Origin of the sequence: Ewingella sp. CoE-038-23, assembly GCF_040419245.1 — a bacterium.
Classification (GTDB): Bacteria; Pseudomonadota; Gammaproteobacteria; order Enterobacterales; family Enterobacteriaceae; genus Ewingella; species Ewingella allii.
Genome location: NZ_JAZHOH010000001.1, coordinates 3389486 through 3409651 on the forward strand (window position 1 = coordinate 3389486; position 20166 = coordinate 3409651).

A 20166-nucleotide genomic window follows, 5' to 3' on the forward strand; every position below is an offset into this window, starting at 1 on the left:
AGTGTAAACAACTGCCTAGGCGCTGCCAAACACCGCGTGCCTTGTATCTGGTGAGCTTCAGGGTAAGCTAATCAGGTCCAACGCGGAGAACCCCTGTGAGCACTGAACAAATATTGCACGCCCTGAGCCAACAAATAGAGGCGCTCGCGCAAGAAATTGAACCTGTCGGCCACGTTTCGGCCCAGCAGGCGCGTTTCGACGTGACGCTGTTCGCCACCAAAGGCACCCGACTGCGCGACTATCTGGCTGAAGTGCGGGTCAATCTTGGCCAGCTGCATCAGGTGGTGGCGGAGAAACGTCAGGCGCAGGTGGCGTTTGTCGCCGAGCGGCTGATCTCCCAAATTACAGCCTTGCAGCGCGAACTGGCAACTCAGGGTCTGCGCAAGACTCACCAAACGCCAGAGCGTAAAAGCCACGACAACTACACCCGGCTGGCAGAAACCCAGCAGTTTGAGCGCCGTTTAATCGCCATGATTGAAGACCGTGAGAGCACCCTTGGGCAGCTTGCCACTTTCAGCGATCAGCAAAGAGTGCAGAAGGAACTGGCCGCGCTGGAAGGTCGATTGATGAGATGCAGGCAGGCGTTAGCCAAAATCGAGCGGCAAATTGAAAGGCAGGAAAAAGGTTTTTGAATGTTTATCACATTTTTTGAAAACTGCAGGCAGGTGGAGACATTTATTATCTATAATCAGTTTCCATGCCTGAGTGATTAAATTTCCTAAAAGGTCCTGGCTGCTGCTTAACTGAGCCACTCCTTACCTGCTTCAGGCTGACTTCGGATCCGTTGAAAACTGTCATTTGAACAAAAACGGATCTTTATTTACATCGCACACTACACTGAACGTTGGCTCCCATGTCTGTCGAAAATGCGCCACCCGAGCTACAACTCGCTGTTGATTTGATCTACTTACTTGAGTGCAATGAAATTGCACCTGAAACCGCGCTCGCCGCGCTTGAGATCGTCAAACGCGATTATCAGGAAAAGCTTAAAGGCAGCTTGAATACGCTGTCTGTGAGTTATTTGTAATTTCGGTCAGAGAATGACTGGAAGAAACAGGGAATGTCTTCAGCACATTCCCTGTAAAAACAGGACTTACACCGCCTCTGGCGGCAAAGGTTCCCCCGGCTGACGCAGTTCCCGCTTCACTTCCTGCACCTCTTCTCCCCCGTTTTTATCGTGTAGATACACTTCCAACTGGTTGAAGGCGATGTTGATATCGTTTTCGCGGCACAGCCTGTCGATGGTGCGGTTGAGTTCGTCCACCGTGTGGCTGCGATCCCCAAGTTCACGCACATAAACCCGTAATTCGTGATCTAAGGTGCTGGCACCAAAGTTAAGGAAATAGACAAGCGGCGCCGGATCGCTCATGACGCGTGAGCTTTCATGGGCGGCTTGCAGCAGGATCTCTTTCACTTTATCCAGATCCGAGCCATAGGCCACGCCGACTTTAATGATGATGCGCGTGACAGTGTCGGACAGCGACCAGTTGATCAGCCTTTCGGTCACAAAGGCTTTGTTCGGGATGATCACTTCTTTGCGGTCAAAGTCGATAATAGTGGTGGCGCGAATACGAATTCGGCTCACCGTGCCCGAGAAAGTGCCAATGGTTACCGTGTCGCCGATACGCACCGGGCGTTCGAACAGGATGATCAAACCTGAAACGAAGTTGGCAAAAATCTCTTGTAAACCAAAGCCTAAGCCCACTGACAGCGCCGCGACTAGCCACTGGAGTTTATCCCAAGAGACGCCAAGCGAGCCGAGCGCCGTCACCGTACCGATCACCGTAATCGAGTAAGTCATGATGGTGGTGATGGCGTAGGAGGTGCCCTGCCGCAGCTGTAGCCGCGACAGCACCACCACTTCCAGCAGGCCCGGCAGGTTGCGAGTCAGCACATAGGCCACAATCACCGCCACAAAGGCCAGCAACAGATTGCCGAGAGTGACCGTCTGCTGCACCACGCTGCCCGCGACATTACTGGAGTAGTGCCACAGCGAAATGCTGTCGAGATAGGAGATAACGGTGAGTAAATCGGACCAAATCCAGTAGAATACGCTGGCGAAAATAAAGAACAGCACCATGGTGGTCAAACGCAGCGACTGCTGGTTAATTTGGTCTAAACCCAGTGGCGCCTCCTCCACTGGCTCACTCCCTTCCGCCCCCTCTTTGGCATTAATGCTTTGACGGCGCGCCAGCGCACGGCGATAAGCCAGACGGCGCGCCGCGACGCTCAAACCACGCAGCGCGCTGAGATAGGTAATATTCCACAAAATCAGTAAATAGAAGCTGTCTATCCAGCGCCCGGCTAGGCGCAGCGTAGTATAGAAGTAGCCCGCGACCATCAGCCCGACCAGCAACAGCGGCGCAATCGCAATGGCCGCCACAATCACCAGCCGCACGCTGTGGGTGTTCTTCTCCCGCCAGCTGTCGCGGAAAATTGGGAACACCAGCACGGCCAGCGCGATTAAGGTCAAGAGGATCACCACCTGACCAATGATGTCATCCACTAGCCCCAGCGGCGCTTTCTCGCCGCGCACCGACCAGAAGATCAGCGGCAGCATCACCAGCGCCAGCCGCACCACCGAGCGCCGGTAATGGGCGCATTGGGTTGCCGAGGTGTTGAAATGGCGTTCGCTGACGCCATTGGGTTTTAGCAGGCGGAAGCAGAAGCCCATCACCAGTATAAAGACCGCCAGACGCTGGGACAGCGCCCAGAGGAAATCGCTGAGTTCGATATCGCACTGCGAGAACCAATAGCCGATGCCGAGGGTCAGCAACACGCCCGGCAGAGTGCTCAGCATGATGATCATCAGGGCGCGCGGCGTGTGCAGCTGGGTGTCGCGCTTGAGCTGGCCGACGTCGCTATTGAGCTTGTCGAGATGCCTTTGCAACGCGCGGCGACGCAGCAACAGCACCAGAATCACCACCAGCAGCGGCACGTTGACCGGCAGCGAATGTAACCCTCCCATCATCAGCTCGCCCAGCGGCATCTTGATTCGCAGCTCGCTAAGTTGGCTTTTGACCTCGCTCGGCAGGGTTTTGATGAAGTCCCAGTTCATCGGCTTGTTACTGCTCACCCAGAAGATCTGTTGGGTCAGCGTCTGGGTTAAGGACTCATTGATACTCAGTAACTGCTGCTGGTTAATTTGCAGATTGATCGCCAGCGAAAGCTGATTTCCCAACTGCTTATTCAACTGGTCCAGCAGCTCGCGGCGCATGTCGACAATCTGATCCAGCGCGTCGCTAATGTCGTCGTTAATCTTCTCTTTGCTGCTGTCCACCACGCCCTGAATGTAGCTATCGCCCTGAAATAACGCGTCGCGCTGCTGGTTGATGGTGAACTGCTCGAGGCGCAAATCGGCAATCTTGGCGCTCATGTCGGTCATCAGGCCAGTCGGCGGAATGGTATTTTGCTGCTGCTGATAAAGAATTCGCGACAGCAGCAGACTGCCCTTCAGCACGCTGATCTGCTCTTTCAGGTCGTGCTCGGCCTGCGAAGAGCGATCGAGCCAGTTTTTGACCGTAATGTTCTTTTGAACCAGCTGGTTACCCTCTTCGGTGGCGGCAATCAGTCGCTGGCTCAGGGTGCGGTTAATCCCCAACTCTTGGGCCACCAGCGGGTCATTTTGAATATTGGAGGTGTCATCCGGCGTTTGCGCCTCTTTGGCGGTGCGCTCGGAGAGGGTCAGGCGTTTGCCATTCACCACCTCTTGCAGCATTTGCGCCACGCGCTCCAGCTGGCCGATGTGCGCATTGGTGAAATCGCGCTGCTTTTGCAGTAAATCTTGCAGCGTGGTGTTGGCTTCCAGACTTTTGCGCTGGTAATCAATCTGCGCGTTGAGCAAGGCTTGCTCTGTCACCAACATGGTCTGCTGGGTGGCGCGCAGATCCTGCTGCCCCGGCGCCATGCCGTTTAGCTGGTTGCGCACTTTCTGGATAGCCAGCGAGTAGTTGTACATCGCGCCCTGCACCCGCTCGGGCTGGGTTTGCAATGAGATAAGCTGGGTGTTAAAAGTGGACAAATCCTCCTGCGAGGATTGCAGATCGTCGAGCGTATCATTCAGGCGATTTTCTAACTGGCGCAGAGAGAGTGTCGCCAGCGACTCTTTGGTCACACCGTCGTTATTCCCGTTTTTCAGCTTATCCAGGCCATCTGCCGCGTTGCGCAATTTGACCGGGGCATCAGCCACCTGTTGGCGCAGCTGCGCCGTATCCTGCTTCACGCGCTCGAGGGCGTCTAAATACTCGAGGGTGTGGACTAAATCCTGCTGCGAAAGTTTCTCGACCGGCGTCAGGCTTTTTTGCTTATTCAGCGCATCAAATTGGTTCTGCACTTCAGAACGAGTAGGCAGATCATTATTAACTGCCGCATTAGCGCATGTAATAAAGGAAAGCGCCAACGACACCAGTAATGTCAAAGTCAGGCCACGCAAAAAAGTCAGCGGAAATAGATAATATGAAGACGAGTATGGCAACGCGGAGGATCGCTTAAACATGGATGCACATTGTGTCGAGAAAGAGAGGTTGATATTAACACTACACTAACAGGTGACACAGAGTTATGAAGTCGGAAAAGCGTGTCAGAATACGTCACAAAATGACAAAAAACTCACAGAATGAAGGGGACGGATTAAGGCGCGGTTTTTGGCAGGAGCAGGCTCGGGCAGAACCTTAGCATTTCAATATAGGTATCAATCAGTTGGGCCGCCTGCCCTTCTAAATCAAAGCTTTCGGGGACGAACAGCCAGTTCTCCATTAATCCAGTAATATAAGCGCGAAGAATAATAGCCGCCTGACGCGGGTGTACATTCTGCGGTAATTCCTCGGCATCAATGCATTTCTGAAGAATACGTTCTATCTTGCCGTAGCCTTCAAGATATAGCGCCTTGCGCGCTTCATGAACTGACGTCATCTCCCCAACAAATTCACATTTGTGAAATATTATCTCCATCAAAGCCCTACGACGGGGATTGTTTACTGTGGCACGTAAGAAATAAATCAGTATCTCGCGCAAAACCCGCAGTGGATTATTGGGAAACTTTGTCTGATACTCTAATTCGAGTAAGTGCATCTGGGACTCACACTCTTCCCAGACCCCATTAAACAATTCAACCTTATTCTTGAAATGCCAGTAGATTGCGCCCCTAGTGACGCCGGCGGCATTGGCAATATCAGTCAGCGAAGTTGAGGCAACGCCACGGGCAGAGAACTCCTGAACAGCAGCATCTAAAATCTGTTGTCGAGTCTCAAGGGCCTGTAATTTGGTTTTTCGTGCCATGGCGTCAGCTTTTGGGGGCGTTTGATTTACATACATTCGGGAATGTATGTAACATAGCACGCACATATTAAAAGCGCAGCAATGGGTTTTAAAGCTTGTGATCCATTGGACAAATTGAAATCGGACACTTGAGGTTTATTTATGAACAGAAACAGAGGGTTAACGCCTCTGGCGGTAGTTCTGATGCTTTCCGGAAGCTTAGCACTTACAGGATGTAATGATAAAGAAGCTCAACAAGGCGCGCCAAAAGCTCCAGAAGTCGGTGTCGTAACACTGAAAACTGAAGCCATGAATGTGACCACCGAGCTTCCTGGTCGTACAGCCTCCTTCCGCATTGCAGAAGTTCGTCCCCAAGTCACCGGCATTATCCTGAAGCGCAACTTCGTGGAAGGCAGTGACATTAAAGCTGGCATGTCCTTGTATCAAATTGATCCTGCGACTTATCAGGCTGCTTACGACAGTGCGAAAGGCGATTTAGTTAAAGCCCAAGCTAGTGCTCAAGTTGCTCGCGTTACGGTTAATCGTTACAAGCCACTGTTAGGCACCAATTACGTCAGTAAACAAGACTACGACACCGCTTTCTCTAACGCAGCACAGGCCGATGCGGCCGTGGTTGCAGCGAAAGCAGCGGTTGAATCTGCGCGTATCAACCTTGCTTACACCAAAGTCACCTCTCCGATTTCCGGTCGTATTGGTAAATCTGCTGTAACCGAAGGCGCTCTGGTGACTAACGGCCAGGCTGACGCATTGGCAACGGTGCAACAACTCGACCCTATCTATGTCGACGTGACCCAATCAAGCAATGACTTCCTGCGTCTGAAGCAGGAACTGGCTGATGGCTCTCTGAAGCAAGCTAATGGCAAAGCGCAAGTTAAGCTGCTGTTAGATAACGGTAGTGAATATAAGCAAGCGGGTACATTGGAATTCTCTGATGTTACCGTTGATGAAACCACCGGCTCCATTACCTTACGCGCAGTGTTCCCGAACCCAGATGACGCATTGCTGCCGGGTATGTTCGTTCGCGCCCGTCTGGATGAAGGTGTAAACAACAACGCATTATTGGTTCCACAGCAAGGGATCACCCGTAACCCGCGCGGTGACGCAACCGCCATGGTTGTTGGTGCAGACAATAAAGTTGAACTCCGCACTGTGACCACGACGCAAGCGATCGGCGACAAATGGGTTGTAACCGATGGCCTGAAATCTGGTGACAAAGTTATCGTGACCGGACTACAGAAAATCAAACCAGGCGTGCAGGTTAATGCGCAGGAAGTCGATCAAAACGCAGACGCTAAGAAACAGGCTGCATCTGATACAGCGCCGAAGTCTTAATAGGAGCCGGTAATTCATGGCTAAGTTTTTTATAGATCGCCCGATATTTGCGTGGGTTATCGCCATCATCATCATGTTGGCGGGGGGATTAGCGATAATCTCGCTACCTATCGCGCAGTATCCAACCGTTGCGCCGCCAGCGATCCAGTTGACGGCTACTTATCCAGGTGCTGATGCACAAACGGTTCAGGACACCGTCACTCAGGTTATCGAACAAAACATGAACGGTATCGACAACATGATGTATATGTCGTCGACCAGTGATTCATCAGGTACGGTTCAGATAACCCTGACCTTTGCTTCCGGTACTGACGCAGATATTGCCCAGGTACAGGTGCAGAACAAACTGCAGCTAGCAACGCCGTTGCTGCCGCAAGAAGTTCAGCAGCAAGGTATTTCGGTAGAAAAATCCAGTAGCAGCTTCTTAATGGTTGCGGGCTTTATCTCCACTGACGGCACCATGTCTCAGGATGATATCGCCGACTACGTGGGTTCAAACATTAAAGATCCTATCAGCCGTACTGCAGGTGTTGGTGACGTTCAGCTGTTTGGTGCTCAGTACGCGATGCGTATCTGGATGGACCCGAATAAGCTCAACAACTTCCAGCTCACGCCGGTTGATGTTATCAACGCGATTAAAGTTCAGAACAACCAGATTGCAGCGGGCCAGTTGGGTGGTACACCACCAGTTCCAGGCCAGCAGCTTAACTCATCAATCGTTGCTCAGACCCGTCTGAAGTCTGCGGATGAGTTCGGCAAAATCATTCTGAAAGTGAATCCAGATGGCTCTCAGGTTCGCCTGAAAGACGTGGCTAAAATCCAGCTGGGTGGTGAAAACTACGACGTGGTTGCGCGCTTTAACGGCCAACCGGCAGCAGGTCTGGGGATTAAACTGGCAACAGGCGCTAACGCCCTGGATACCGCGGCCTCAGTAAAAGCTACGCTTGGAAAACTGCAATCGTTCTTCCCTGCTGGCTTGAAAGTGGTTTATCCATACGACACCACGCCATTTGTTAAGATTTCGATTCAAGAAGTAGGGAAAACCCTGTTAGAAGCCATCATATTGGTCTTCTTGGTAATGTACCTGTTCCTGCAAAACTTCCGCGCAACGCTTATCCCAACGATTGCCGTGCCGGTCGTGTTGTTAGGTACTTTTGCGATTTTGTCCGCGTTTGGTTATTCGATAAACACCCTAACGATGTTCGGTATGGTGCTTGCGATAGGGCTATTGGTGGATGACGCCATCGTGGTGGTAGAAAACGTCGAGCGCGTCATGGTCGAAGAGGGCCTGCCGCCGAAAGAAGCCACCAAACGATCGATGGAGCAGATTCAGGGTGCACTGGTCGGTATTGCCATGGTTCTGTCAGCGGTATTCATCCCGATGGCGTTCTTCGGTGGTTCAACCGGCGTTATCTACCGTCAGTTCTCCATCACCATTGTTTCCGCGATGGTGCTGTCAGTACTGGTAGCAATGATCCTGACTCCGGCACTGTGTGCCACCATGCTGAAACCTATCGCCAAGGGTGACCACGGCGAGAAAAAAGGCTTCTTCGGCTGGTTTAACAAGAAATTCGACCAAAGTACGCATCACTATACCGACAGCGTAGGCAACATTCTGCGCAGCACCGGTCGTTACTTGATTCTGTATCTGCTGATCGTTGTGGGCATGGCATTCCTGTTTATCCGCCTGCCGACTTCGTTCTTACCAGAAGAAGACCAGGGTGTATTCCTGACCATGGCCCAGCTACCGGCGGGTGCCACCCAGGAACGTACGCAGAAGGTGTTGGATGAAGTCAGTAATTACTATCTGACTAAAGAGAAAGCCAACGTTGAATCGGTCTTTACCGTTAACGGCTTTGGTTTCGCAGGTCGTGGTCAGAACACCGGTATTGCGTTTATCAGTCTGAAAGACTGGGCCGATCGTAGCGGCGCTGAAAACAAAGTTCCGGCGATTGCGGCGCGTGCAATGGGTGCTTTCAGTCAAATCAAAGACGGTTTGGTGTTCGCGTTCAACCTGCCAGCTATCGTGGAATTGGGTACAGCCAGCGGCTTCGACTTCGAGTTGATTGACCAGGCTAACTTGGGTCACGACAAACTGACTCAGGCGCGTAACCAACTGCTCGGCATGGTCGCGCAACACCCTGACTTGCTGACGCAGGTTCGTCCTAACGGTCTGGAAGATACGCCACAGTTCAAAGTGGAAATCGACCAAGAGAAAGCGTCGGCGCTGGGCGTTTCACTGTCTGACATCAACACCACGCTGGGTGCGTCAATCGGCGGTAGTTACGTCAATGACTTCATCGACCGTGGCCGCGTGAAGAAAGTGTACGTGCAGGCGGAAAACAAATACCGCATGCTGCCATCAGACATTAACAACCTCTATGTTCGTGGTAGTTCAGGTCAGATGGTGCCGTTCTCAGCCTTCTCTAGCATGAAGTGGGAATACGGTTCGCCACGTCTTGAACGCTATAACGGTCTGCCATCGATGGAAATCCTTGGTCAGCCGGCACCGGGCAAGAGTAGTGGTGATGCCATGGCAATGATGGAATCTTTAGCATCGAAGCTGCCAAATGGTATCGGCTTTGACTGGACAGGCCTTTCTTATCAGGAACGTTTGTCAGGTAACCAGGCCCCTGCCCTGTATGCTATCTCGCTGATTGTGGTATTCCTCTGTCTGGCAGCGCTGTATGAAAGCTGGTCGATTCCATTCTCGGTCATGCTGGTTGTTCCGCTGGGCGTAGTCGGTGCGTTGATCGCAGCAACTATGCGTGGTCTGAGCAATGACGTTTACTTCCAGGTAGGTCTGTTGACCACCATCGGGCTGTCGGCGAAGAACGCAATCTTGATTGTGGAATTCGCCAAAGACTTGATGGACAAGGAAGGCAAAGGTCTGGTTGAGTCGACTCTCGAAGCGGTTCGTATGCGTTTGCGTCCAATTCTGATGACATCACTGGCATTTATCCTCGGTGTTATGCCACTGGTTATCAGTAGCGGTGCAGGTTCCGGTTCTCAGAACGCCGTAGGTACTGGCGTAATGGGCGGGATGATCACCGCAACGCTGTTGGCTATCTTCTTTGTTCCGGTCTTCTTCGTGGTGGTACGCCGCCGCTTTGGTAAGAAGAATGAGGATATCGAACATACTCACGCTGTAGAGCAGCAACCAAAACACTAATCCAGTGTGAAGCAAATTGAAAAGGCCGCGAATAGCGGCCTTTTTTTATTTCAAGACTTGAACCCACGCAGCAACTGGCGCATACTATTTGTTATAGTATAACATAACATTTGAGGTTATTATGAAGCCAGGTATCCATCCTGCCTATCGCACCGTGGTATTCCACGACACCAGCGCCGATGAATATTTCAAAGTGGGATCAACCATCAAGACCGATCGCACCATCGAACTGGAAGGCACCACCTTCCCTTACATTACAATTGAAGTCTCTTCTCAATCTCACCCGTACTACACAGGTAAGCAAAAGGACTTCTCCAAAGAAGGCAGCACCGCGCGCTTCAACCAGCGTTTTGGCAGCTTCCTTGGCAAAAAGAAGTAACAGGTTAGGAGTCAGTCATGCAGGTTTTAAGTTCACTTCGCTCTGCGAAAAACCGCCATCCAGACTGTCGCGTGGTGCGTCGCAAGGGCCGAGTTTATGTGATTTGCAAAACCAATCCGCGATTTAAAGCGGTACAAGGTAAGAAGAAAAAACGCTAAAACGCGACGCTTTGCGCCAACACCTTAATAAAAAAGCCCCGCCGCTTGCCCGGACGGGGCTTTTTCTTTTTTACAGAAATGATGAATCCCTTTCCGCATCAACGGCGGAAAGGGTTAGTGCTTACTTCATGCTGGCGACGATAGTCTCAACATTATGTTTAAAGGCTTTCTCATAGGTGGTCGCCGGACCTTTCGGACCAGACAACGCCTCTGGATAGAGTTCGCCGCCGGCCTGAGCCCCGGTCGCTGCAGCAATTTGCTTCACTAAGCGAGGATCAGTTTGGTTCTCGATAAAGTAGGTTTTCACCTTCTCTTCTTTGATCTGCTTAATCAGCGAGGCAACGCCGCTGGCGCTGGCTTCAGCTTCGGTTGAGAAGCCTACCGGCGCCATAAAGGTGACGTGATATTCGCGGCCGAAATAGCCGAAAGCATCGTGGCTGGTCAGAACCTTACGCTTCTCTTGCGGGACGTTGGCGAATTCGGATTTCGCCCACTCATCGAGCTTTTTCAGCTGTTCGATATAAGCGCCACCCCGTTTGCGGAAATAGTCTGCATCTTCAGGGTCCGCGGCAATCAAGGCGTTCATAACGTTGGTGGCATAAATCACGCCGTTCGCCATGCTGTTCCAGGCGTGCGGGTCAGTGATCTCTTTACCATCATCAACCATCTGGCTGGATTTCACGCCTTCGGAGGCGGTCACCACTTTGCCTTTATAACCTGATGCGGAAACCAGACGGTCGATCCACCCTTCCAGACCCAAGCCGCTGACGAACACGACATCTGAGGCATTGATCTCTTTGCTGTCTTGCGGCGAAGGTTCGAAGCTGTGCGGGTCGCCATCCGGGCCAACCAGGCTATTCACTTTCACGTGATCGCCACCAACCTGGTGAACGATATCCCCCAAAATTGAAAAACTGGCCACGGCGGTGACGGTTTTCGCCATAGCCAGTGGGCTCGACAGCAGGGCAGCTACTGCCAGAGCAACAGGTAAACGTTTCATCATTTCTCCTTTCTTGTGGTACTGCTTAACGGCGCGAGGCGGTCAACATGCCGCCGCGCGTTCCAAATAAAACTGAAATAAAGAATATGGCACTGGCGCTAAGCACGATGGCCGGACCAGCAGGCAGCGAGGCGTAATATGACCACTCAAGGCCAACAATGCTGCTGATCACCCCAATCACCATGGCGCTTAAAATGGTGTGTGGCAGGTCTCGCGCCCAGAAGCGCGCACTCGCCGCAGGCAACATCATCAGGCCGACGGACATCAGCGTGCCGAGGATTTGGAACCCCGCGACCAGATTAACCACCACCAGTGCCAAGAATATCCCGTGGATCGCCGCCAGCCATTTGCCTGCGCTAACGCGCAAGAACAGTGAGTCAAATGACTCAATCACCAGCGCGCGATACACCGCGGCCAGCACTAAGACGGATACGGAGGTGATAATACCGACCATGACGATCGACGGAGAATCAATGGCCAAAATCGAGCCAAACAGCACGTGTAGAAGATCGACACTTGAGCCGCGCAGGGAGACTAGCGTGACGCCCAAGGCGAGCGATCCCAAATAGAAACCGGCAAAGCTGGCATCTTCTTTTAACTGCGTTCGGCGGCTCACCAAGCCTGATAGCATGGCGACGGCCAAACCCGCGATAAAACCGCCGACGCCCATGGCGACCAGCGACATGCCGGAAATCAGATAGCCAATAGCCGCACCGGGCAAAACGGCGTGGGATAAGGCGTCGCCCACCAGACTCATCCGGCGCAGTAACAGAAAAACGCCGAGCGGCGTGGCGCTGATGGAGAGCGCCAAACAGGCAATCAGCGCGCGGCGCATAAAACCAAATTCAATAAAAGGATCGGCAATTAGGTGGAATAACATCATCAAGCAGTAACCCCAGCGGCAAGGGTAAAGGTGTCGTTGGAGACACAGGCGTGGGTCGGATTGGGGAAATGGCTCAGGACGTGATCGGTGGTCCCCCAAATATTACGCTGTGCGCTGAGGTATAAAACGTGCGGAAAATGGCGCGCAACCATGGAAATATCGTGCAGCACGGCAATCACCGTACGCCCTTCCTGGTGCCACTGGGCAATCACCTTCAACAGCAGCTCGGTGGTTTGGCTGTCGATGCCGGTGAAAGGCTCATCGAGCATGATCAGCGGGGCTTGTTGGATCAGCAATCGAGCGAATAAAGTGCGTTGCAGCTGGCCGCCAGACAACTCGCCAACCAGCAAGTGCGCCATGGATGTCATTCCCACGGTTTCCAGCGCCTGTTCCACCCGTTCGCCGGAGCGACGATTAATTCCGCCAAACAGGCCACTTTGCGGCCAGCAGCCCATCGCCACCAGATCAAACACGCTAATAGGGAATGCGCGATCCAGCTCTGCCTGCTGCGGTAAATAAGCCAAGCGCGGGCGGGAAGCAGGCTTGCCTGCCTCATTAAAAGATAAATTGCCGGAAATGGCGGGCTGAAGTCCCGCCAGCGTTTTGAGAAAGGTAGACTTCCCTGCGCCATTGGCACCGATCACGGCGGTGAGCGAACCTTCGCTAAAATTGCCCTCGATGGGCATCGCGACGGCGCGTCGGTCATAGCCGACTTTAAGTTGTGAGACAGAAATCATGGCAGCGAAATAGCCCAATAGATACCGCCCCACAATAGGGCCAGTAAAATGGCAGCAGCCCCGCAACGGGTCACGGCGGAGAGTGTAAATAATGTCTTGTTCATCGATAAACCTCATGAATGTTACAATATAACATCACATGACGTTCAACTATTCAAGACGCAAAGTTGTAATCTTTCGTGTCTTGCTAGCCATTAATAAGATTCAAATCTTCACTCTTTTTTTATTTATCTCTGGCTTAATTCTAACGTAAGGAAAAAGTAATTAAATATTAACCATTCATAAAAAACTTAAAAATCATATAGATAACTCTTCCTTGTTAGGCAAGAATTTTGCCATTGCGTGGGCAAACCTCGCCAAAACATGCGATAATAGAGGAAGGCTATTTTCACATGGGGAACGAGATGAAAAAATTAATCCCTTATGAAATCGATGGGAACAAAGTTTCAACCGAGTATTTGCAAAAGATTATTGAACTCAATCTTTCACAAATAGAAACAGATTTAGTTGGGGATTTGAGTTATTACTCCGAAAATTCTCAATATACACCTGACTCTTTGAAGATTATCTCTATCACAGCTATCGGTAATGATCAGTATTCGATGAGTTATGGATTCAAATGGACTATCTTCAACGCCTGCCTTGACATTAACGCAGATGAGTTCACCACTGAGCGCGTGTCATTTAAAGTTAAAGGCCACGGGCTTGAATTTGATATTATTGATACTGAACGTTCGACTTCCGCTGAAGAACTGTAATTTTAAGTAATGCACTGGTGCATAATTGCCAAAATGAATTATATTTAAATCGTAATGTTTTGAATAAATCTTATCCCCAACATTTATTGAAGAAAGTGTTTATTATTGCTAAATCTCATCTATATTTTAGGTTTAGTTCATAGAGTTCTGTTGTAAGTGATGTACCCGGAAACCACCAAGTTTTGTTGTTTACTCACAGAGTGTTGTCAACACCGAATAAGCCATTACGGAGGGGATGATATGGATGAGTACTCGCCTAAGCGACACGATATAGCGCAGCTGCGGTTCCTGAATGAAAGTCTGTACGATGAAGGGATAGCTACGCTGGGGGATAGCCACCACGGTTGGGTCAACGACCCTACTTCCGCGGTAAACCTGCAACTTAATGAACTGATCGAGCACATCGCTTCGTTTGTGATGAGTTTTAAAATAAAATACCCGGATGATACCCCTCTGACCGATTTGGTTGAGGAGTACCTGGACGATACCTACACCCTCTTCAGTAATTACGGAATAAACGATTCTGACTTACGTCAATGGCAAAAGACCAAAAAACGATTATTCAGAATGTTCTCAGGTGAGTATGTCTGTACCCTGATGAAAACTTAAGTAATACTTTAACCAACACCAGCAGTAATTTAGATAAATAATGAAAAGGTCATGATGAACAAAATCGACTATTTGATGCGTTTGAGAAAATGCACCACTATTGACACTCTTGAACGCGTTATTGAGAAAAATAAGTACGAGCTTTCCGACGACGAACTGGAGTTGTTTTACTCTGCGGCCGACCATCGCCTGGCAGAATTAACAATGAATAAGCTTTACGACAAAGTTCCTGTCGCCGTCTGGAAATTCGTCCGGTAACGTTTCCATACATGACTTCATAGGGCCGTATTTAACCGCGGCCCTATGGTTATTATTCAGACAAAACATTCACTTCCTTTATCAGTTCCAATTATTGAAACTCTTTATTCCCTTTCTTAATCCTTTCTAAAAAAGCCTGTAATAGAAACTGAAAACACTGTTCTGTTTGCGCCGAACGCAAAGGGGCGGGTTTTCGCATCATCGCCACGGTTCGGCTTAAGGTCGGTTGCTGTAAATGGACCACCTTTAATTCTTCATCATTCAGCGTTGCGGTATATAACTCAGGCAAAATAGCCAGTGCCAGCCGCGATCGGACTAACCCATAGAGGGTTTCCTGAAAATCCACCCGGTAATTGATACTCAGGTTCAATTTATGGCTTTCCACCAGCGACGCCACCAATCGGCTGACATTGCCTTTTAGAAAAAGCGCTATCGGTCTTTTGGCCAACTGCCGCCACGGAAGATTGTGCGTTTCTGCTAATAGATCATCCTTGCGCATCACCACCACAAAAGGGTCTTCCAGCAGGGGATAGACCGTCAGGCTGTCCGGCACCGTGCTGTCAGTGGCACCGATACCAAAGTCCAGAGAACCGTTTTCAAGTTCCACCAGCAGGGCGTTATTGGTCAAATCGTGAAACTCAATGCGCATGGCCGGAAAATGTTCGGAAAGCAGCTGCGGAACGGCGGGGAAAAGTAGCGTACTGACGGAAGGCACCAGCCCAATTCTCAACGTGCCGTCACCGCCCTGCTCCATAATCTGCTGCATATCGTCAAACGCGCTGTGAGCGGCGTTCAGCAAACGCTGGGCATGGGGCAAAATGGCAATGCCTTCCTCGGTGAGCGTCACCGCCTGCGCGGTTCGGTTTACCAGCTTCCCGCCTAAAACTGACTCAATTTGGCGCAGCGCGCTGCTCAACGCCGGCTGGCTGATAGCCAAGCGATTGGCTGTTTCGGTAAAACTGCGCAGCTGGGCCAGCGTGACAAAATATTGTATCTGTTTGAGGGATAAAGCAGGCAATCGACGCCAGGGTTCAGACATAGTTTCCCGTGTTCCAGTCAAAAGAAAGTAAACGTTTGCTCAGCATAACCCCATCTTATAACCCGATAAAATAAATCATCTGTCCAAAGCTCTTCACGCTGCCTACATTAGCGCAATGACTTGCCGATATTGGATACTCCTATGACCGTTTCTCCTCCCGCGATCGCCCTGCGCCAGCGCGCCGTACAAGCCGCTTTAGGCAAAATTCCCTTCGACCGCTTACTGCGCAATGCGCGCGTCATCGACATGGTGACAGGAGAGATCCGCGACGCCGACGTCGGGCTAGTCGACCATATGATCGCCAGCGTGCACCCCTGCGGCGAGTTTTTGCAGACAGAAAATGTCGATGACCTTGCCGGAGCGCTGCTCTCTCCCGGCCTTATCGACACCCACGTGCATATAGAAAGCTCCCACCTGCCGCCGGAGAGTTACGCCGAGATCGTAGTCGCTCAAGGCACTACCACGGTTTTTTGGGATCCGCATGAATTAGCCAACGTGCTCGGCGTAGACGGCGTGCGTTATGCTGTTGAATCCAGCCGTGACCTGCCTTTGCGGGTGATTTGCGCCGCGCCGTCCAGCGTGCCTTCTACTCCGGGTCTGGAAATGTCCGGGGCCGATTTCAAAGGGCGTGAAATGCAAACCATGCTGAGCTGGCCGGAAGTCGCGGGCGTGGCGGAAGTGATGGATATGCACGGCGTGCTCAACGCCAGCGATCGCATGATTGAAATCCTCGAAGCTGGCCTGAGCAGCGGCAAACTGATTGAAGGGCACGCGCGCGGCTTGAAAGGCTCCGGGCTGCAAGCCTACCTCGCCGCCGGGATCACTTCTGACCATGAGTTGACCTCCGCCGAAGACGCGCTGGAGAAACTGCGGGCTGGCCTGACTCTGCAAATTCGCGGCTCGCACCCATATCTACTGCCAGAAATCGTCGCGGCACTGAAAACCCTGCCGCACCTCTCTTCGCAAATCACCCTCTGCACGGATGACGTCCCGCCCGATTTCCTGTTGGAAAAAGGCGGCCTGATCGCCCTGATTAAACTACTGATATCTCACGGCTTGCCTGCTGAAGACGTGCTGCGCATGGCGACTTTCAACGCGGCGATCCGCATGCAGCGTGCTGATTTAGGCCTGATTGCCGCCGGACGCACGGCGGATATGATTGTGTTCGACTCGCTGGAGTCGCTCAATCCTTTAGCCGTTTACGTGAGCGGGCAGAAAGTGGCGCAAGACGGCAAGCTGCTGTTCAGTCCGAAAAAAGCCACCGGCGTGACACCGCCGCGCGACACCATGCACATCTCCAGTCTGTCGGCAGGCGACTTTGTGCTGCGCATTCCCGGTCTGAAAAATGGCAAAGCTCGCCTGAGAAACATCAAAGGCGCGCGCTTCACCCAGTGGAGCGAAGTGGTGGTTAACGTGCGCGACGGCGAGGTGCAGATCCCTGACGGCTTCAGCCTGATTTGGGTCAAGCATCGCCATGGCCGCCATGACGCCACGCCGCGCATGGCGCTGCTGGAAGGCTGGGGTGAACTGCGCGGGGCCATTGCCACCTCCTACTCCCACGACTCGCATAATCTGGTGGTGCTGGGCCGAAATCCTGCGGATATGGTGCTGACAGCTAATCAGCTAATAGCTAGCGGCGGCGGCATGGCGCTGAGCCAAAATGAACAACTGCTGGCCCACGTGGCCATGCCGATTGCCGGCATGCTTTCGGATTTACCGGCAGAAGAGTTGGCGGCGCAGTTTAAAAACCTGCGAGATCTGAGTTCCAAAGTCGCCGACTGGGAGCCGCCTTATCGCGTTTTCAAAGCCATCGAAGGCACCTGTTTGGCCTGCAACGCCGGTCCCCATCTGACTGATTTAGGTCTGACCGATGGCGGGTTAAGAGAAATAGTCGACCCGATCCTCGAAATGTGGGAAGACGAGATTTAGCCGTACTGCAACACAGTGATAGCAACCGCAACATCATAAAAAACATAAAGTTTCAGGGGATTTCCAACATGAGTGACAGTTCTGTTAAACAGGCCGCTGCGCCAGCCGGAGAAAGCTGGTTACAGCGTCGTTTTAAACTACAGCAGCGCGGCACCCGAGCTAAAACTGAGTGTCTGGCGGGCATTACTGGCTTCTTAGCCGCCGCCTATTTATTGATTGTCATCCCAAGCCTGCTGGCCGCAGGCGGCATCGATAAAGGCGCGGCCACCACCGGCGTCATTATCGTTTTTGTATTGGGAAGCTTGCTGATGGCGTTCTATGCCAACCTGCCGTTTATGGTCGGGCCGGGCATCGGCGGTTCAGTGTTAGTCGGCATTACGCTGGCCGGGGACGGCATCAGCTGGCCCATCGCGCTGGGCATCGCCTGCTGGTCGGGCATCGTGTTTTTCGTAATGACGGTGCTGGGTCTGCGCGAAGTGGTTACTCGCTCCGTTCCGCAATCCATCAAGCTTGGCTTAACGGCGTCGATTGGTATTTTTGTGGCTTTATTGGGTTTCCGCAATGCCGGTTTGGTAGCCGCGACGGTGAAAACCAACGCTTTAGCCTTGGGTGACTTCACCGCGCCGGGCGCCATTATCGCCCTGCTCGGCCTGTTGGTAGCAGTCGCTCTTCAGGCGCGAAAAATCCCCGGCGCGCTGCTGTGGGCCATTCTTTTCGCTACGCTGATTGGCATTCCTTTTGGCGTCACCCACCTGCCGCAGCAGTGGTTCTCCCTGCCGCACTCCGTCGGGCCGCTGCTGGGTAAAGTCGATTTGATGGGCGCGATTAATATCGCCTTCCTGCCCTTCTTGTTTATCTTCTTCGCGTCTGAGTTTTTCTCCACCATGGGCACCACGCTGGCGGTTGGCGGCGAGGCCGGGTTGCTCGACGAGCAAGGCAACATGCCTAACATTAATCGTCCATTCGTGGTTGACTCTATTGCGGCGGCACTCGGGCCGATTGTCGGCATCCCTGCTGCAACGGCGCTGATTGAATCCTCAGCCGCCGCCGAAGCTGGAGGCAAAACTGGCCTGACGGCGCTGACCGCGGCCTTGATGTTCCTGCTGATGCTGCTGTTTACGCCGATTGCGCTGATGATCCCCAAAGAGGCGACGGCACCGGCATTAATTCTGATTGGTTTGAACATGTTCAGCGGGCTGCGCAAAGTCGATTTGGGCAACTTTACTGATGGCCTGCCAGTTCTGATGATGGTGATGATCACCCTGATTTCAAACAGCTTCGGCACGGGGATCGCCGGTGGCCTGCTGTTCTATGTGATCATCAAAGTCGTGGCCGGGAAAGCCCGTGAAGTGCCGATTGGCCTGTATATTTTGGCGATCCCATTAGCCTATTACTTCGCCACCTTAGTCCATCACTAGCCGCAAAATAAATCTCCATAAGGGCACCTAAAACGTGCCCTTTTTTACGACGACAAAAGCACAAAATCCAAAATAGTCTTGTAGAAATCCAACATATCACCCTAAGATGAAACACCATATCTAGTCATTTATTGACATATGGAATACTACATCTTTGATTATTTACCACATGGATAGGTGATAAACATGACTCGCAACGATAAACAATCCTCACAACACGTCGCCCGCCTCGCAGCAGAAACCCTCAACAACCCCAAGGCCACCGAGCTTGAAAAAAGCCTGGCAGGCTCAGTGCTTTCGCAGGCCAGCTCTAAAAACCAAACCGGTGCCGAGATGGAAGCTATTGCATCCAAAGCTTTAAAAAGCGCCTCCTCAAGTCAGGTCGCCAAAACGCTAGCCGGATCGGTGATTGCTCAAGCCAATAAAGCGCGTTAAGACGCAAAGCTGGGCTAAGTCCCAGCTTTTTTTTGCACGACGAATTCGGCCGATTATTCAGCGATGAATTAACAAAATTGGGGGGATAATAATAAGTGGGGAATGAGCGTAAAACGGCGAGAGCCAGAAATGGTGGAGGCCCTGCCAGCTACATCCCGGCACACACGACACCTGCCATGGCTGCTTCCTTCCGGACCTGACCGAGTTAACAAGTTAGTGTTGCGGGAGAACCAACAGGGCCCCCATTGTCGTTGTTGGCTTCGCGACTCATTGCTGAATAATCGAAGCGGTGGGCATTATCAGTGATGGCCGTGGCAATTGCAAGTTAACCGCCGACAACCGTTGTTTTCTTATACAACCGCCACGGTTACGACCTTTATCCGAGACGGGTTTGCGGCATAATGGCAGTGAAACCCACAAGGAGCCCACCATGTCGGAGACCGATAACTTTCGCCACCGCGTCCTACAGATCATTGCCGCCATCCCCTATGGTCAAGTCACCACTTATGGCAATGTCGCCCAGTTAGCAGGCTCACCGCGTGCGGCAAGGCAGGTCGGCGGCGTACTGCGCAAATTGCCGGAAGGCAGCACTCTGCCATGGCATCGCGTCATCAATCGTCACGGCGAGATTTCCCAACAAGGGGAAGATTTTAAACGCCAGCGCCAGGCCCTGCTCGAAGAAGGCATTGTGTTCGAAGGCGGGCAGATTGATCTGGAGAAATATGGCTGGAAATGGTGAATCCTGGTCATAAAAAAACACCGCCTGGGCGGTGTTTTTCTTT

19 protein-coding genes and 1 other RNA gene are annotated in these 20166 nt (G+C 52.0%); 13 read left to right on the forward strand and 7 right to left on the reverse strand.

Going from position 1 to position 20166, the window contains the following annotated elements:
• The first annotated feature begins 95 nt into the window (after positions 1–95).
• Both priC and rsmS read left to right on the forward strand, forming a co-directional pair.
• A complete protein-coding gene (gene priC / locus V2154_RS16175; protein WP_353503045.1) occupies positions 96–632 on the forward strand; it encodes a primosomal replication protein PriC in 537 nt (178 codons plus the stop codon).
• A 221-nt stretch (positions 633–853) separates the two neighbouring features.
• Positions 854–1027 (forward strand): pleiotropic regulatory protein RsmS, encoded by a 174-nt coding sequence (rsmS, locus tag V2154_RS16180; RefSeq protein ID WP_072009902.1) that lies wholly within the window; start codon positions 854–856, stop codon positions 1025–1027.
• 66 nt (positions 1028–1093) lie between these two features.
• Here the strand turns inward: rsmS and mscK are convergent, their stop codons facing one another.
• Positions 1094–4495 carry a mechanosensitive channel MscK gene (gene mscK, locus V2154_RS16185; RefSeq protein ID WP_353503046.1) on the reverse strand — a complete coding sequence of 1134 codons (3402 nt, stop codon included), beginning with the start codon at positions 4493–4495 and terminating at the stop codon, positions 1094–1096.
• 134 nt (positions 4496–4629) lie between these two features.
• On the reverse strand, positions 4630–5277 hold the full coding sequence (acrR, locus tag V2154_RS16190) for a multidrug efflux transporter transcriptional repressor AcrR (protein ID WP_353503047.1): 648 nt from the start codon (positions 5275–5277) through the stop codon (positions 4630–4632).
• Between the two features lie 141 nt (positions 5278–5418).
• Here acrR and V2154_RS16195 point away from each other — a divergent pair, with 141 nt between their 5' ends.
• The 4 genes from V2154_RS16195 (at position 5419) to ykgO (ending at position 10318) form a co-directional block, all read left to right on the forward strand.
• Positions 5419–6609, forward strand: a complete 1191-nt coding sequence (locus V2154_RS16195) for an efflux RND transporter periplasmic adaptor subunit (RefSeq protein WP_353503048.1) — start codon at positions 5419–5421, stop codon at positions 6607–6609.
• A 16-nt stretch (positions 6610–6625) separates the two neighbouring features.
• On the forward strand, positions 6626–9781 hold the full coding sequence (gene acrB, locus V2154_RS16200) for a multidrug efflux RND transporter permease subunit AcrB (RefSeq protein ID WP_353503049.1): 3156 nt from the start codon (positions 6626–6628) through the stop codon (positions 9779–9781).
• A 121-nt stretch (positions 9782–9902) separates the two neighbouring features.
• A complete protein-coding gene (locus V2154_RS16205) occupies positions 9903–10160 on the forward strand; it encodes a type B 50S ribosomal protein L31 (protein ID WP_353503050.1) in 258 nt (85 codons plus the stop codon).
• Positions 10161–10177: 17 nt separating this feature from the next.
• Positions 10178–10318 carry a type B 50S ribosomal protein L36 gene (gene ykgO / locus V2154_RS16210; RefSeq protein WP_072009903.1) on the forward strand — a complete coding sequence of 47 codons (141 nt, stop codon included), beginning with the start codon at positions 10178–10180 and terminating at the stop codon, positions 10316–10318.
• 121 nt (positions 10319–10439) lie between these two features.
• Here the strand turns inward: ykgO and V2154_RS16215 are convergent, their stop codons facing one another.
• The 3 genes from V2154_RS16215 to V2154_RS16225 are packed head-to-tail and all read right to left on the reverse strand — an operon-like array spanning position 10440 to position 12938.
• The gene (locus V2154_RS16215; RefSeq protein ID WP_353504015.1) at positions 10440–11318 is read right to left on the reverse strand and encodes a metal ABC transporter substrate-binding protein; all 879 of its coding nucleotides are present in this window, start codon (positions 11316–11318) and stop codon (positions 10440–10442) included.
• A 25-nt stretch (positions 11319–11343) separates the two neighbouring features.
• Positions 11344–12201: a metal ABC transporter permease gene (locus V2154_RS16220; RefSeq protein ID WP_353503051.1), complete on the reverse strand. Its 858-nt coding sequence runs from the start codon at positions 12199–12201 to the stop codon at positions 11344–11346.
• Entirely contained in the window at positions 12201–12938 is a 738-nt protein-coding gene (locus V2154_RS16225; RefSeq protein ID WP_353503052.1) for a metal ABC transporter ATP-binding protein, read from the reverse strand. Before V2154_RS16225 ends, V2154_RS16220 begins: the two co-directional genes overlap by 1 nt.
• Positions 12939–13342: 404 nt before the next feature.
• Between V2154_RS16225 and V2154_RS16230 the strand changes: the two genes are divergently transcribed.
• The 3 genes from V2154_RS16230 to V2154_RS16240 all read left to right on the forward strand — a co-directional run bounded on the left by V2154_RS16230 (position 13343) and on the right by V2154_RS16240 (position 14563).
• A complete protein-coding gene (locus V2154_RS16230; RefSeq protein WP_353503053.1) occupies positions 13343–13696 on the forward strand; it encodes a hypothetical protein in 354 nt (117 codons plus the stop codon).
• 240 nt (positions 13697–13936) lie between these two features.
• Positions 13937–14305, forward strand: a complete 369-nt coding sequence (gene tomB, locus V2154_RS16235; protein ID WP_353503054.1) for an Hha toxicity modulator TomB — start codon at positions 13937–13939, stop codon at positions 14303–14305.
• Between the two features lie 54 nt (positions 14306–14359).
• Positions 14360–14563, forward strand: coding sequence for an HHA domain-containing protein (locus V2154_RS16240; RefSeq protein ID WP_034792706.1), 204 nt, complete (start codon positions 14360–14362; stop codon positions 14561–14563).
• A 91-nt stretch (positions 14564–14654) separates the two neighbouring features.
• On the opposite strand, the gene V2154_RS16245 is transcribed toward V2154_RS16240, so the two are convergent.
• Positions 14655–15602 (reverse strand): LysR family transcriptional regulator, encoded by a 948-nt coding sequence (locus tag V2154_RS16245; RefSeq protein ID WP_353503055.1) that lies wholly within the window; start codon positions 15600–15602, stop codon positions 14655–14657.
• Positions 15603–15743: 141 nt separating this feature from the next.
• Between V2154_RS16245 and V2154_RS16250 the strand changes: the two genes are divergently transcribed.
• The 3 genes from V2154_RS16250 to V2154_RS16260 all read left to right on the forward strand — a co-directional run bounded on the left by V2154_RS16250 (position 15744) and on the right by V2154_RS16260 (position 19384).
• Entirely contained in the window at positions 15744–17531 is a 1788-nt protein-coding gene (locus V2154_RS16250; RefSeq protein ID WP_353503056.1) for an adenine deaminase, read from the forward strand.
• Positions 17532–17599: 68 nt separating this feature from the next.
• The gene (locus V2154_RS16255; protein WP_353503057.1) at positions 17600–18949 is read left to right on the forward strand and encodes an NCS2 family permease; all 1350 of its coding nucleotides are present in this window, start codon (positions 17600–17602) and stop codon (positions 18947–18949) included.
• 186 nt (positions 18950–19135) lie between these two features.
• Positions 19136–19384, forward strand: a complete 249-nt coding sequence (locus tag V2154_RS16260; protein ID WP_353503058.1) for a hypothetical protein — start codon at positions 19136–19138, stop codon at positions 19382–19384.
• A gap of 139 nt (positions 19385–19523) precedes the next feature.
• Here V2154_RS16260 and ffs read toward each other — a convergent pair.
• Positions 19524–19620, reverse strand: an RNA gene (gene ffs, locus V2154_RS16265) — signal recognition particle sRNA small type.
• A gap of 194 nt (positions 19621–19814) precedes the next feature.
• Between ffs and V2154_RS16270 the strand changes: the two genes are divergently transcribed.
• Positions 19815–20123, forward strand: coding sequence for an MGMT family protein (locus V2154_RS16270; protein ID WP_353503059.1), 309 nt, complete (start codon positions 19815–19817; stop codon positions 20121–20123).
• The last annotated feature ends 43 nt before the right edge of the window (positions 20124–20166 follow it).

Coding starts and splice junctions, on each gene's coding strand:
- V2154_RS16270 (WP_353503059.1), top strand. CDS start 19,815: ATGTCGGAGACCGATAACTTTCGCCACCGCGTCCTACAGATCATTGCC.
- mscK (WP_353503046.1), bottom strand. CDS start 4,495: ATGTTTAAGCGATCCTCCGCGTTGCCATACTCGTCTTCATATTATCTA.
- ykgO (WP_072009903.1), top strand. CDS start 10,178: ATGCAGGTTTTAAGTTCACTTCGCTCTGCGAAAAACCGCCATCCAGAC.
- V2154_RS16215 (WP_353504015.1), bottom strand. CDS start 11,318: ATGAAACGTTTACCTGTTGCTCTGGCAGTAGCTGCCCTGCTGTCGAGC.
- rsmS (WP_072009902.1), top strand. CDS start 854: ATGTCTGTCGAAAATGCGCCACCCGAGCTACAACTCGCTGTTGATTTG.
- V2154_RS16255 (WP_353503057.1), top strand. CDS start 17,600: ATGAGTGACAGTTCTGTTAAACAGGCCGCTGCGCCAGCCGGAGAAAGC.
- V2154_RS16260 (WP_353503058.1), top strand. CDS start 19,136: ATGACTCGCAACGATAAACAATCCTCACAACACGTCGCCCGCCTCGCA.
- tomB (WP_353503054.1), top strand. CDS start 13,937: ATGGATGAGTACTCGCCTAAGCGACACGATATAGCGCAGCTGCGGTTC.
- V2154_RS16195 (WP_353503048.1), top strand. CDS start 5,419: ATGAACAGAAACAGAGGGTTAACGCCTCTGGCGGTAGTTCTGATGCTT.
- V2154_RS16205 (WP_353503050.1), top strand. CDS start 9,903: ATGAAGCCAGGTATCCATCCTGCCTATCGCACCGTGGTATTCCACGAC.
- V2154_RS16240 (WP_034792706.1), top strand. CDS start 14,360: ATGAACAAAATCGACTATTTGATGCGTTTGAGAAAATGCACCACTATT.
- acrR (WP_353503047.1), bottom strand. CDS start 5,277: ATGGCACGAAAAACCAAATTACAGGCCCTTGAGACTCGACAACAGATT.
- acrB (WP_353503049.1), top strand. CDS start 6,626: ATGGCTAAGTTTTTTATAGATCGCCCGATATTTGCGTGGGTTATCGCC.
- V2154_RS16230 (WP_353503053.1), top strand. CDS start 13,343: ATGAAAAAATTAATCCCTTATGAAATCGATGGGAACAAAGTTTCAACC.
- V2154_RS16245 (WP_353503055.1), bottom strand. CDS start 15,602: ATGTCTGAACCCTGGCGTCGATTGCCTGCTTTATCCCTCAAACAGATA.
- V2154_RS16250 (WP_353503056.1), top strand. CDS start 15,744: ATGACCGTTTCTCCTCCCGCGATCGCCCTGCGCCAGCGCGCCGTACAA.
- V2154_RS16225 (WP_353503052.1), bottom strand. CDS start 12,938: ATGATTTCTGTCTCACAACTTAAAGTCGGCTATGACCGACGCGCCGTC.
- V2154_RS16220 (WP_353503051.1), bottom strand. CDS start 12,201: ATGATGTTATTCCACCTAATTGCCGATCCTTTTATTGAATTTGGTTTT.